Here is a 13,062-nt window from a genome sequence, read left to right on the forward strand (position 1 = left end):
CCCATGCCTTGCCGAGAGGGCTGTAGCGTGGAATTTCTAGTCATCAATCTCTTGAACGGCATCAGCTACGGGCTGCTGCTGTTCATGCTGTCTTCGGGCCTGACGCTGATCTTCAGCATGATGGGCGTTCTCAATTTTGCGCATGCCAGCTTCTACATGCTGGGCGCGTATTTCGCCTATGTCGTCAGCGGTTATCTGGGCTTCTGGCCCGCGCTGATCGTGGCGCCGCTGCTGGTGGGGGCGCTGGGCGCAGTGGTTGAGCGTTTCGGCCTGCGCACGGTGCACCGCTACGGCCACGTTGCCGAACTGCTGTTCACCTTCGGTCTGGCCTATCTCATTGAAGAGGGCGTGAAGCTGGTGTGGGGGCTGCCAGCGGTGCCGTATCGCGTGCCGGATGTGCTGGACGGCCCGCTGTTCACGCTGTTTACGTCGTCGTTTCCGAAGTACCGCGCGTTCATGATGCTGGTGTCGCTGCTGATGCTGGTGGGCATCTTCCTGTTGCTCACCCGCACGCGTATCGGGCTGGTCATCCAGGCGGCGCTCACGCATCCGGACATGGTGGAAGCGCTGGGCCACAACGTGCCGCGTGTGTTCATGCTGGTGTTCGGCGGCGGCTGTGCGCTGGCCGGACTGGCGGGTGTGATTGGCGGCAATGCCTTTGTGACCGAGCCGTCGATGGCGGCGGCGGTGGGCTCCATCGTCTTCGTAGTGGCGGTGGTGGGCGGCATGGGCTCGCTGGTGGGCGCGTTCATTGCGTCGCTGCTGATCGGCTGCATCCAGACCTTTGCCGTCACGCTCGATATTTCGGTGACGAGCCTGCTGTCCAACATTGGCGTCACGCTCAATCCGGATGTGCCGCTCATCTCGCTCTGGAACCTCTCGATTGCGCAAGTCGCACCGGTGCTGCCGTATCTGCTGCTGGTGTTGATGCTGATCTTCCGCCCGCGCGGGCTCATGGGTACGCGGGAGAGCTAAATGGAACGCACCATGCACCAACAAGCGCAACAACAAGCGACGCTGCCGACCAACGATCGAGCGCGAACGATGAAGTTCAAGCCCGTCAATCTCGCCCGCTGGCTCATCTGGGGCGTGACAGCGCTGGTGATGATCGTGCTGCCACTCATCTGGCCGCAGGGTTTTGCCATTACGCTGCTATCGCAGATGGGCATCATGATCATCTTCGCGCTGTCGTACAACATGCTGCTGGGGCAGTCGGGCATGCTGTCGTTCGGGCACGCCGTGTACGCCGGTCTGGGCGCCTTCATGGCGGTACATCTGCTCAACAAGATTGGCGCCATGCAGACGCTGGGCATTGGTGGCCCGCTGGCCGTTGCGCTGCTGCCCATAGCGGGTGGCTTGGGCGGCGCGCTGTTCGGCGTGATCTTCGGTTACGTCACCACCAAGAAATCGGGCACGACGTTCGCGATGATCACGTTGGGCATCGGAGAAATGGTGTTCGCCAGCGCCCTGATGTTCCCGGATTTCTTCGGCGGCGAGGGCGGTGTTTCCACCAACCGCAGCATTGGCGATGCACTGGCGGGCATCACCTTCGGGCCGGCACGTCAGGTGTATTACCTGATCGCCGCGTGGTGCCTGATCTCGATGGCGATGATGTACGCCTGGACGCAGACGCCGCTGGGCCGTATCGCCAACGCCGTGCGCGATAACCCGGAGCGTGTGGAGTTCATCGGCTACAACACGCAGCGCGTGCGCTTTCTGGTGGTGATTCTGTCGGCGTTCTTTGCAGGCATTGCCGGGGCGCTGTCGTGCATCAACTTTGAGATCGTGACGGCAGAGAATGTGTCCGCCGTGCGCTCGGGCTCGGTGTTGCTGGCGGCGTTCATTGGTGGCATGGGCAGCTTCTTCGGGCCGATCATCGGTGCCGTGCTCACGGTGTTCTTTACCGTGGCGCTGTCGGGCATCACCAAAGCGTGGCTGCTGTATCTGGGCCTCTTCTTCGTGCTGATGGTCATGTATGCACCGGGCGGCATCGCCAGCCTGTTGATGATGCATGTGCCGATCGCGCGGCGCGGCAAGCTGAAGACGCTGCTGCCGGCTTACGGCGTGGCCGTTGTGCCTGCCGTCATCCTGCTGGTTGCGTTGATCTCCACCGTGGAAATGATCTACGCCGTGCAGGACGAGGGCTCGGGCGGCGTCGCTACGCTGTTTGGCCTTGCGATCGAGCCGACGACCTGGAAGCCGTGGGCCATCGCTGCCGTGCTGTGGCTGGTGGGCGCCTTTGGCCTGCGTGCCGCAGCAGGCAAGCTGCGCACCGCTTGGGACAACGCATTGCAGGAGCCGCAACCATGAGCCAACTCACATCCGGGCCGACCGCAGCGCTCGAGTTGCGCGACGTACGCAAGCGCTTTGGCGCCACTGAAATCATTCGAGGGGTCAACCTCACCATTGGCAAAGGCGAGCGCCATGCGCTCATCGGGCCGAACGGCGCTGGTAAGTCGACCACGTTCAACCTGATCTCAGGCCGCTTCCCGGCAAGCTCGGGCAGCGTGCGCCTGAACGGGGAAGAGATCGGCGGTCTGGCGCCGTTTGAGATCAACCGCAAGGGGCTGTCGCGCAGCTTTCAGATCACCAACATCTTTCATCGGTTATCGGTGTTTGAAAACCTGCGCTGTGCGGTGCTCTGGTCGCTCGGCTACAAGTACTCGTTCTGGCACAAGCTGGCTGAATTGCGCGATGCGCGTGAGCGTGCAGAGGAAGTGCTGGAGCAGATCGGCATGACGCACCGGCGCGACGCCGCTGCAGGGTTGCTGACCTATGCCGAGCAACGCGCACTGGAAATCGGCATCACCATCGCGGGTGGCGCCGACGTGATTCTGCTGGATGAACCGACCGCCGGCATGAGCCGCTCTGAGTCCGATCACGCTGTCGACCTCATCCGCAAGGTCACCGTCGGCAAGACGCTGGTGATGGTCGAGCACGACATGAGTGTGGTGTTTGGCCTGGCGGATCGCATCTCGGTGCTGGTCTATGGTGAGGTGATTGCCACCGACACACCCGAAGCCATTCGCAACAACCGCCGCGTGAAAGAGGCTTACCTCGGCACCACGCTGGACGAACCTGCAGGAGCGCATTGATGGCAACGAATACTCCAATGCTGGAGGTGCGCGACCTGCACGCGTACTACGGAAAGAGCCACATCCTGCATGGCGTCGACATGCACGTGGGCGAGGGCGAGATCGTCGCCTTGCTCGGGCGCAACGGGGTGGGGCGTTCAACTCTGGCCAAGTCCATCATGGGCATGGTCCGGCACGAAGGCGAAATTCTGCTGCGCGGCAAGAACGTAAGCGGCCTGCGCACCTTCGAGGTGGCACACAAAGGAATCGGCTATGTGCCCGAGAACCGCGACATCTTCCCCACGTTGACGGTGCGGCAGAACCTGCTGCTGGGCGAGAAGCGCAACCCGAGTCAGCCCAAGCCGCGTTGGCAGGTGGAGGACATGTACCAGATGTTCCCGCGTTTGAAGGAGCGCGAGAACACCGCAGCAGGTGTGTTGTCGGGTGGTGAGCAGCAGATGCTGACGCTGTGCCGCACATTGATGGGCGACCCCGACTTCATCATCATCGATGAGCCGACGGAAGGGCTCGCGCCCTTGGTCGTCACGCTGGTGGGTGAATACCTGAAGACGCTCAAGGAACGCGGGATTTCTGTGCTGCTGGTTGAGCAGAAGCTGGCCATTGCCCTGGACATTTCACAGCGCGTGTATGTGATGGGGCATGGGCAGATTGTGTTTGAGGGAACGCCTCAACAACTGAAGGCTGACAGCAAGGTCCGGCAGGAGTGGCTGGAGGTTTGAACGCGCGCTGAGCCTGCCTCTTGGCACAGGTTCCAAAATGGCCCGCATGAATCAACATGCGGGCCATTGTTTTTCTGAGCCATTGCCATCGGTTGACAAAAATCTCCTTGAGGTTGGGGCTGCCAGTCATTACGACACCAGATGGGCCATGAATACCAAATGGCCCAGAGTCGTTCGACAACCCTGATGGAGACACTATGCGCAGAAGCTTCTTTGGACAGGTTCTTTGCCGCACGGCGGCGGCAGTGGTGATCGCACTGGCGTCGCCGGTGCTACACGCCGATGACGCAAGGGGCAGCAGATGGGTGGCAACCTGGACAGCCAGTGCCGATCGCAACAACTACGCAACGACACCCCAGAATTTTCCTGCCGCCACAACAGTTCGGCAGGTCATTCATAGCAGTGTCGGGGCGACCAACTGCGTATCCGGTTGACGAACGAATTCGGGACAGGGCCAGTGGCGGTCGGGGCAGTGCGCGTTGCACTCTCCGCTGGTCGCGCAAAAATCTTCCCCAACACGGATCGAACCGTAACGTTTGGCGGAAAAACGAGTACCACGCTGATTGCGGGTGCGCCTCTGATCAGTGATCCGATCGACCTCCCGATCACGCCGCTCTCTGACGTTGCGATCAGCTTGTTCCTGCCCAATGCCACCAAGCTGGAAACGATACATTCGCTGGGCAGCCAGACTGCCTACGTTTCAAGCGGGGACAACACCGCTGCTGAGGATCAGCCATCGCCGTCTACTTACAGCAGCCGGTTCTATCTCTCGAGCGTATTGGTCAAGGCGCGCAACAATCCACGTACCGTCGTCGCATTTGGCGATTCGATTACCGATGGCGCCTATTCCACCATCGACGCCAACAATCGCTGGCCCGATTATTTGTCACGGCGGCTCAACAGCAATGGTCCATGGGGCGCGTTTGCCGTGATCAACCAAGGCATTGCAGGAAATCGCGTTCTCTCTGATCTGGCAGGCGTGAGTGCGCTTGCCCGGTTGGATCGCGATGTGTTGAGCCAGCCGGGCGTCCAGTGGGTGGTCTTGCTCGAGGGTGTCAACGATATTGGCTACCCCGGTACATCGCTGGAGCCCACCGCCCCGCTGGTACCTGCGCCCGACATCATCGATGGCTACAGGCAGCTCATCGCGCGCAGTCATCTGCGGGGCATCAAGGTCATGGGCGCCACGATCACCCCGTTTAAGGACGCGGCGTACAAGGGTTACTGGTCTCCTCAGAAGGAGCTGACCCGCCAAGCAGTGAACCAGTGGATTCGGACCAGTGGCGCCTTCGATGCCGTGGTCGATTTCGACGCGGCGGTGCGTGACCCGGCCGACCCGGAGATGCTGCGGGCGACCTACGACAGCGGAGACCACCTCCACCCCAATGACGCGGGCTATGCGGCCATGGGCAATGCCATCAACCTCGCGGTGCTTCGCGCGGTCGGACCGTGATCGCCGCCTGGCCGGCAACCACCCCCGAGGCAGGAGCTTCTGCCTTGGGGGATACCGCATCCTGCTTCAAATGCTCCCTACTAAACTGCATCTCCGAGTACTTTACAAACCGCGTTTTGAACTTCCAGCGGTATCCCAGCCAGATCGCCACGAACACGAACACGCCGCAATACGTTGCGACGAAGGCGCCAACGTTGTCGATCGGCGCAAGCAGCGCCTTGGTGTTCTGGCCAAGAATGATCACCACGCACATGATCGCCACCATGATCGGCCCGACCGGGAAGAACGGCGAGCGGTAGGCGAGTTGATGCAGCGAATGCCCCTGGCTTGTGAACCCCTTGCGGAACCGGTAATGCGCCAGCGCAATACCAAACCAGGCAATGAAGCACGTCACCGCTGACGTATTCAGCAGCCACAGATAGACCACCTGATCCCCGAACAACGAGCTGAAGAAACACAGCGCGCCCACCGCGGAAGTTGCCACCAGGGCACGATGCGGCACGCCATTGCCGGACACCTTCACGAACCAGCGCGGTGCGTGACCTTCTAGCGACAGGTCATACAGAATCCGTGTGGACACATACAAGCTCGACGTGCCCGACGACAGCAATGCGGTCAGCACCACCGCATTCATCATCCCCGCGGCAAATGCCAGACCGGCATGCTGGAACACGAGCGTGAACGGGCTGACACCAATGTCTGTCGCTTCATTGCGCAGCAAATTCGGGTCGGTATACGGCAACACCACGCCGATGATCAGGATCGCCAGCACGTAGAACAGCAGGATGCGCCAGAAGGTTTGGCGAATGGCGCGCGGGATAGTGCGGGAGGGGTTCTCCGCCTCGCCGGCGGCCACGCCGATGGTTTCGATGCCCTGGAATGAAAATCCGGCAATCATCGCCACGGCCACCATGGCTGGTAAGCCGCCCACGAAAGGCGCATCGCCCGCGGTGAAGTTCTGCCAGCCTGACTGCGAACCGCCGTGCATGATGCCGGAGATCATCGCCAGGCCGATCAGCAGGAACACCACGATGGTCACGATCTTGATCATCGAGAACCAGTATTCCGTTTCACCAAAGCCGCGCACGGAAAAGGCGTTGATGCCGAACATAAGCAACAGGAACGCGGCGCTCCACACCATACCGGGCACGCCCGGAAACCAGTACTTCATCACCAGTTGCGCGGCGGCCAGCTCAACGGCAACGGTCACGGCCAATGAAAACCAGTAGTTCCACCCCAGCGCAAAGCCAAAGCCTTTTTCCACATACAACCGGCTGTACGTCACGAACGAGCCAGACACCGGCAGGTGCACCGCCAGTTCGCCCAGGCTTGTCATCAGGGAGTACACCATCACGCCGATCAGCGTATAGGTGAGCAGGGCGCCGCCGGGGCCAGCCGTCGCAATCGATGCACCGGAGGCCACGAAGAGCCCCGTGCCAATCGCGCCGCTCAAGGCGATCATCATGATGTGCCGCGAGCGCAGGCGTCGTCGCAGTTGGGATTGGGCTTCGGGGCCCGTGGGGGTGATGGGTGTGTGCATGGCGGGTGACGCTTTGGTGGAGCGCCAAAACAAAAAACGCCCGCCGGATGTGGTGCAACCGGCAGGCGGGTCGAATGTGGTTACTGCTCTCCGACGATTCCTGCCCCGAAGGTCGGCAGCTCGGGGCCAGGGGCTTGGCCGGCCAGCGGGTCGCGCATCACGGGCGGGCGCGGGAAGTGCATGTCCTGATAGCGGACGATGCCGCCGCCACACACCAGCCGGTAGCCGATCCAGATCAAGAAGAAGACGGGGATACCGATGTACGTGGCAATCACTGCGGGCCAATCGACGTTGCCGCTGGTGAAGGCTTGGTAGTTCTGGCCGAGCGTAATGACCAGGCACAGCCCGAATGCGAACAACGGGCCGTATGGAAAGAATTTCGAGCGGTACGGCAACTGCAACGGATCATGCCCCTGCGCCACCAGCCCCTTGCGGAAGCGATAGTGGCTGATGGCAATGCCCAGCCACGCCACAAAGCCGGTCATGCCCGAGGTATTCAGCAGCCACAGATAGACCGTCTTGTCGCCATACAGCGAGCTGAGGAAGCACAGCGCGCCCACGGCGGTCGTCGCCAGCAGCGCATTGCGCGGCACGCCATTCCTGGTGAGTTGCGCAAAGATGCGCGGCGCGCGGCCCTCGGTGGCCAGGTTGTAGAGCATCCGCGTGGATGCATACATGCCTGAGTTGCCCGCCGACAGCACGGCGGTCAGGATCACCGCATTCATCAGCCCGGCCGCAAAGGCCAGACCGGCATGCTTGAACACCAGCGTGAACGGGCTCACGCCAATATTGGTGACTTCCGTCGAGAGCAGGCTCGGATCGGTGTACGGCACCAGCACACCGATGATCAAGATCGCCAGTACATAGAACAGCAGGATTCGCCAGAACACCTGCTTGACCGCGCGCGGAATGGTGCGTGCCGGGTCGGCTGATTCACCCGCTGCCACGCCGATCAGCTCCGTCCCCTGGAACGAGAACCCGGCAATCATCGCCACACCGATCATCGCCGGCAGCCCGCCTACGAATGGCGCATCGCCCAGCGTCAGGTTCTGCAGGCCTGATTGCGGGCCACCCTTCATGATCCCGAAGATCATCGCCAGCCCAATGCCAATAAAGAAGATGACAGTAACGACCTTGATGAGCGCGAACCAGTATTCGGCCTCGCCAAAGCCGCGCACGGAGATGGCGTTAAGCAGGAACATGATGGCGAGGAACACCGCACTCCATAGCACGCCCGGCACATCCGGAAACCAGTAGTGCATGACGAGCTGCGCGGCGGCCAGTTCAACGGCAATCGTTACCGCCCAGTTGTACCAATAGTTCCAGCCAAGCGCGAAGCCGAAGCCTTCGTCCACATACAGTGCGCCGTAAGTGGCGAACGAACCGGAAACGGGCATAGAGGCTGCAAGCTCGCCCAGGCTGGTCATCAGGAAGTAGACCATCGCCCCGATCAGGATGTAGGCGGCGAGCGCGCCGCCCGGTCCTGCCTGCGAGACCGATGCGCCAGAGGCCACGAAGAGCCCGGTGCCGATCGATCCGCCAATGGCGATCATGGTGAGATGGCGCGCGCGCAAAGTGCGGCGCAAGCCCGGCGTCTGTGCAGACGGGGTAGCGTGTTCTGACATGGATACCGCTTGGCCGATCTGGCTCGGATCGCGAGCAAAAAATCGGCGAAATGTGATGAGGCGTCCCCGCACCTGATGGGTGCCGGCGGACGAAATGCGCGACTCTATCAAAACCGTCATGTGCTGGGCAAAAAATCAATGCTGCGGCACACGCGTTTGAACCCGCCAGCGTGCGCCGCATCGCCCGCCAGACGGCGCAGTGCAGCGCAAAAATAAAAATTGAACGACCGTGCTATTTTGTGTATTCTGTGTCGAGTCGCGGCCTTACCGCGCGTTAAAAAAACGATAGTTGAGAGACAGTCCAACCGCGAGGCACGGTGTGGCGCTTTGGTGCCATTCGAGCCGGCCCCCGCATCACCAAAGGAACCAGCATGACAGCGGAGTACAAGGTCCAGGACGGCGTTGCCGTCATCACGCTCAGCAACCCGCCGGTCAACGGCCTTGGCCACTCCACGCGCCTGGGTATCGTTGAAGGCATGGTCAAGGCTGGCGACGACGCCAACGTCAAGGCCATCGTGATCACCGGTGCAGGCAAGGCTTTCTCGGGCGGCGCCGATATCCGCGAATTCAACACCCCCAAGGCAACGCAAGAGCCAACGCTGCACGCCGTTATCAAGGCGGTCGAATCGAGCAGCAAGCCGGTCGTGGCCGCCATCCATTCGGTGGCGATGGGCGGTGGTCTGGAACTGGCGATGGGCTGCCACTATCGCGTGGCTGCGCCGGGCGCACAGATTGCGCTGCCGGAAGTCAAGCTGGGCATTCTGCCGGGCGCAGGCGGCACGCAGCGCCTGCCGCGCGCGATCGGCCTGGAACCGGCTCTGAACATGATCGTCTCCGGCACGGCCATCCCGTCGGAAAAACTGGCCAAGAGCGGCCTGTTCGACCAAATGATCGAGGGCGATCTGATGGCCGGCGCCATCGACTTTGCGCTCAAGGCCGCGGCCGAAGGCAAGCTGCCCAAACTGCGCGATCGCAAGGTCGAGCACGACAACCCAGAAGGTTTCCTGCAGTTCGCTCGCAATACCGTGGCCGCTATCGCCAAGAACTTCCCGGCACCGGGCAAGTGCGTCGACGCAGTGCAGGCCGCTGTGCAGAAACGCTTTGATGACGGCATCAAGTTCGAGCGCGACCTGTTCATCGAACTGGTAAACACGCCGGAATCGCGCGCGCTGCGCCATGCCTTCTTCGGCGAGCGCGCTGCCAGCAAGATTCCGGACGTGCCGGAAGACACGCCCGTGCGCAAGGTCGAGAAGGTTGCCGTGATCGGCGCAGGCACCATGGGCGGCGGCATCTCCATGAACTTCCTGAACGCGGGCATTCCAGTCACGATGCTGGAAACCAAGCAGGAAGCGCTGGACCGCGGCGTTGCCACCATCCGCAAGAACTATGAGAACAGCGCCAAGAAGGGCAAGCTGACGCAAGAAAAGGTCGAACAGCGCATGGCGCTGCTGACCCCGACGCTCTCGTATGACGATATCAAGGACGCTGATCTCGTCATCGAGGCCGTGTTTGAGGAAATGGGCGTTAAGGAAGTCGTGTTCAAGAAGCTGGACGAAGTGGTCAAGCAGGGCGCGATCCTGGCATCGAACACCTCCACGCTGGATGTGGACAAGATCGCCAGCTTCACCAAGCGCCCGCAAGACGTGGTCGGCATGCACTTTTTCAGCCCGGCCAACGTGATGAAGCTGCTGGAAGTTGTGCGCGGCAAGAACACCGCCAAGGACGTGCTGGCCACCGTCATGAAGCTGGCCAAGGTCATCAAGAAGACGGCAGTCGTTTCCGGCGTGTGCGACGGCTTTATCGGCAACCGCATGATCGAGCAGTACAGCCGCCAAGCCGGTTACCTGCTGGACGAAGGCGCGCTGCCTGAGCAGGTCGACAAGGCCATCGAGAAGTTCGGCTTTGCGATGGGCCCGTTCCGCATGGGCGATCTGGCCGGCAACGACATCGGCTGGGCCATCCGCAAGCGCCGCGCCGTGGACAAGCCGGACATCGTTTACTCGAAGACGGCCGATTTGCTGTGCGAAATGGGCCGCTTCGGCCAGAAGACCGGCGGCGGCTGGTACGACTACAAGGCGGGCGACCGCAAGCCGTATCCCAACCAGCAGGTCAACGACATGATCGTCCAGCACTCGAAGGATCTGGGCATCACGCGCCGCAAGATCTCGGACGAGGAAATTGTTGAACGCCTGGTGTTCGCCCTGGTGAACGAAGGCGCCAAGATTTTGGAAGAGGGTATTGCCTCCAAGGCGTCGGACATCGACATGGTCTACCTGACCGGCTACGGCTTCCCGCTGTTCCGCGGCGGCCCGATGCTCTACGCAGACACCGTCGGCCTGTACAACGTCGCACAAAGCATGCACCGCTACAGCAAGGGCTACCACGGTGAAGCCTGGAAGCCGGCGCCGCTGCTGCAGAAGCTGGCAGATGAGGGCAAGGGCTTTAACGGTTAATACGCGGTTAAGCCATCGATAACGCGACGCAACCGCCATGCAACTCACGCCCACCGATTGCCTGCTGATCATCGACGTGCAGAACGACTTTCTGCCCGGCGGTGCGCTGGCGGTGCCGGATGGCGACCAGGTCATCCCGGTCGTCAACCGGCTCGCCCAGGCTTTCGGTCGGGTAGTGCTGACGCAGGACTGGCACCCGGGTGAGCATGTGTCGTTCGCGGCTAACCATGCCGGCATGCAGCCCTTCGGCATGATCGACTTGCCTTATGGGCAGCAGGTGCTGTGGCCGGTGCATTGCGTACAGCGCAGCACCGGTGCGGCGCTTGCCGATGGGCTGGATGTGCCGCATGCGCAGTTGATCGTCCGCAAGGGCTATCACCCGCATATCGACAGCTATTCCGCCTTCTTTGAGGCGGATCGCAAGACGCCGACTGGCTTGCTGGGTTACCTGCGGGAGTTGGGTATCAAGCGAGTGTTCTGCGCCGGGCTGGCCACGGACTTTTGTGTGGCGTGGTCGGCGTTGGATGCGCGCGCTGCGGGGCTCGAAGTCGCCGTCATTGAAGACGCCTGCCGCGCGATCGACCTCAATGGGTCGCTTGCGCAGGCGTGGCAGCAGATGGCGGATGCGGGTATCGCGCGGTTGCAGTCGGGCGAAGTTCTGAACGGATAACAGAGATACCGGGCGCACTATAGAAGCCGCGCCCGCCACCAGATACGAGGAGCAACACCATGACCGAAGCAGTCATCGTTTCCACCGCACGTACCGGCCTGGCCAAAAGCTGGAAGGGCGCCTTCAACATGACGCACGGTGCCACCCTGGGTGGCCACGCCGTCGAACACGCTATTGCCCGCGCCAAGATCGAGCCGGGCGAAGTGGAAGACATTCTGATGGGCTGCGCCAACCCCGAAGGCGCAACCGGTGCCAACATCGCGCGCCAGATCGCCCTGCGTGCCGGCTGCCCCGTGACCGTGCCGGGTGCGACCGTCAACCGCTTCTGCTCGTCGGGCCTGCAGACCATCGCCATGGCAGCGCAGCGCGTGATTGCCGATGAAGGCGATATCTTCGTGGCCGGCGGCGTGGAATCCATCTCGTGCGTGCAGCAAGAGATGAACCGCCACATGATGACCGAAGGCTGGCTCAACAAGCACAAGCCAGAGATCTACTGGAACATGCTCCAGACCGCTGAGAACGTCGCCAAGCGTTACAGCATCGCCAAAGAGCGCATGGACGAGTACGGCGTGCAGAGCCAGCAACGCGCCGCCGCTGCAGCTGCCGCCGGCAAGTTCAACGACGAAATCGTCCCGATGACCACGGTGATGGGCGTGGCCGATGCCAAGACCGGCCAGCTCATGACGCGCGAAGTGACGATCTCCGCCGACGAAGGGATTCGCCTCGACACGACGCTCGAAGGCGTAGCGAAGATCCGCTCGGCCGTGCCGGGTGGCGTGATCACGGCGGGCAACGCCAGCCAGTTCTCCGACGGCGCTTCAGCGGCCGTTGTGATGAACGGCAAGGTGGCCGCGGCCAAGGGCCTGCAGCCGCTGGGCGTGTTCCGTGGCTTTGCAGTGGCCGGTTGCGAGCCGGACGAAATGGGCATCGGCCCCGTGTTTGCCGTGCCCAAGCTGCTCAAGAAAGCCGGCCTGAAGGTTGAAGACATCGGCCTGTGGGAGCTGAACGAAGCCTTTGCCGTGCAAGTGCTGTACTGCGCAGACAAGCTGGGCATCCCGATGGATCGCCTGAACGTGAACGGCGGCGCCATCGCCGTGGGCCACCCGTACGGCGTGTCAGGCGCGCGCCTGGTCGGCCATGCGCTGATCGAGGGCAAGCGCCGTGGCGTCAAATACGTGGTCGTGACCATGTGCATCGGCGGCGGCCAAGGCGCTGCTGGGCTGTTCGAGGTGCTCTAAAGACGAGCAGGCTCCCACTCAAAACGGGAGCCTGATTTGTTTCTGCTAGAGCTGGCTTGATCGCCAGCACATGCACCCAGACGGTTTGGCCGTTCCTGCCCTGGATGGCGCCTTGAATTTTTGTAAGCGGGCGGAAGTAAGACAGGGAACTGTCTGAGCGCAGCGAGTTTCGGTCCTTCTCCGCCCGGTTACGGAAATTCAAGGAGGCTTTCGCCATCTCGGGCGCGCCTTTCTTTGCTTACTTTCTTTGGCAAGACAAAGAAAGTGAG

At 61.8% G+C, this 13,062-nt stretch carries 10 protein-coding genes; 8 read left to right on the forward strand and 2 right to left on the reverse strand.

Going from position 1 to position 13,062, the window contains the following annotated elements; genetic code table 11:
- Positions 1 to 27 precede the first annotated feature (27 nt).
- The 5 genes from PSUB009319_RS11430 to PSUB009319_RS11450 all read left to right on the forward strand — a co-directional run bounded on the left by PSUB009319_RS11430 (position 28) and on the right by PSUB009319_RS11450 (position 5,267).
- Positions 28 to 975 carry a branched-chain amino acid ABC transporter permease gene (locus PSUB009319_RS11430; RefSeq protein ID WP_124382341.1) on the forward strand — a complete coding sequence of 316 codons (948 nt, stop codon included), beginning with the start codon at positions 28 to 30 and terminating at the stop codon, positions 973 to 975.
- Positions 976 to 2,310 (forward strand): branched-chain amino acid ABC transporter permease, encoded by a 1,335-nt coding sequence (locus PSUB009319_RS11435; RefSeq protein ID WP_124382342.1) that lies wholly within the window; start codon positions 976 to 978, stop codon positions 2,308 to 2,310.
- A complete protein-coding gene (locus PSUB009319_RS11440) occupies positions 2,307 to 3,095 on the forward strand; it encodes an ABC transporter ATP-binding protein (protein ID WP_124382343.1) in 789 nt (262 codons plus the stop codon). Before PSUB009319_RS11435 ends, PSUB009319_RS11440 begins: the two co-directional genes overlap by 4 nt.
- A complete protein-coding gene (locus PSUB009319_RS11445; protein WP_124382344.1) occupies positions 3,095 to 3,814 on the forward strand; it encodes an ABC transporter ATP-binding protein in 720 nt (239 codons plus the stop codon). Before PSUB009319_RS11440 ends, PSUB009319_RS11445 begins: the two co-directional genes overlap by 1 nt.
- A 472-nt stretch (positions 3,815 to 4,286) precedes the next feature.
- On the forward strand, positions 4,287 to 5,267 hold the full coding sequence (locus PSUB009319_RS11450) for an SGNH/GDSL hydrolase family protein (protein ID WP_185453450.1): 981 nt from the start codon (positions 4,287 to 4,289) through the stop codon (positions 5,265 to 5,267).
- Here the strand turns inward: PSUB009319_RS11450 and PSUB009319_RS11455 are convergent.
- Complete coding sequence (locus PSUB009319_RS11455; RefSeq protein ID WP_124382346.1) at positions 5,233 to 6,807, reverse strand: amino acid permease; 1,575 nt, start codon at positions 6,805 to 6,807, stop codon at positions 5,233 to 5,235. The genes PSUB009319_RS11450 and PSUB009319_RS11455 overlap by 35 nt on opposite strands.
- A gap of 80 nt (positions 6,808 to 6,887) precedes the next feature.
- Positions 6,888 to 8,432, reverse strand: a complete 1,545-nt coding sequence (locus tag PSUB009319_RS11460; RefSeq protein ID WP_124382347.1) for an amino acid permease — start codon at positions 8,430 to 8,432, stop codon at positions 6,888 to 6,890.
- Between the two features lie 371 nt (positions 8,433 to 8,803).
- Between PSUB009319_RS11460 and PSUB009319_RS11465 the strand changes: the two genes are divergently transcribed.
- From PSUB009319_RS11465 to PSUB009319_RS11475, 3 genes are read left to right on the forward strand one after another with little or no spacing between them, the layout of a single operon-like run.
- Positions 8,804 to 10,885 (forward strand): 3-hydroxyacyl-CoA dehydrogenase NAD-binding domain-containing protein, encoded by a 2,082-nt coding sequence (locus tag PSUB009319_RS11465; RefSeq protein ID WP_124382348.1) that lies wholly within the window; start codon positions 8,804 to 8,806, stop codon positions 10,883 to 10,885.
- 37 nt (positions 10,886 to 10,922) lie between these two features.
- On the forward strand, positions 10,923 to 11,555 hold the full coding sequence (gene pncA / locus PSUB009319_RS11470) for a bifunctional nicotinamidase/pyrazinamidase (RefSeq protein WP_124382349.1): 633 nt from the start codon (positions 10,923 to 10,925) through the stop codon (positions 11,553 to 11,555).
- Positions 11,556 to 11,614: 59 nt separating this feature from the next.
- Complete coding sequence (locus PSUB009319_RS11475) at positions 11,615 to 12,793, forward strand: acetyl-CoA C-acyltransferase (protein WP_124382350.1); 1,179 nt, start codon at positions 11,615 to 11,617, stop codon at positions 12,791 to 12,793.
- The last annotated feature ends 269 nt before the right edge of the window (positions 12,794 to 13,062 follow it).

Source organism: Ralstonia sp. SET104 (assembly GCF_003851545.1).
In the GTDB taxonomy this organism is placed as follows: Bacteria; Pseudomonadota; Gammaproteobacteria; order Burkholderiales; family Burkholderiaceae; genus Ralstonia.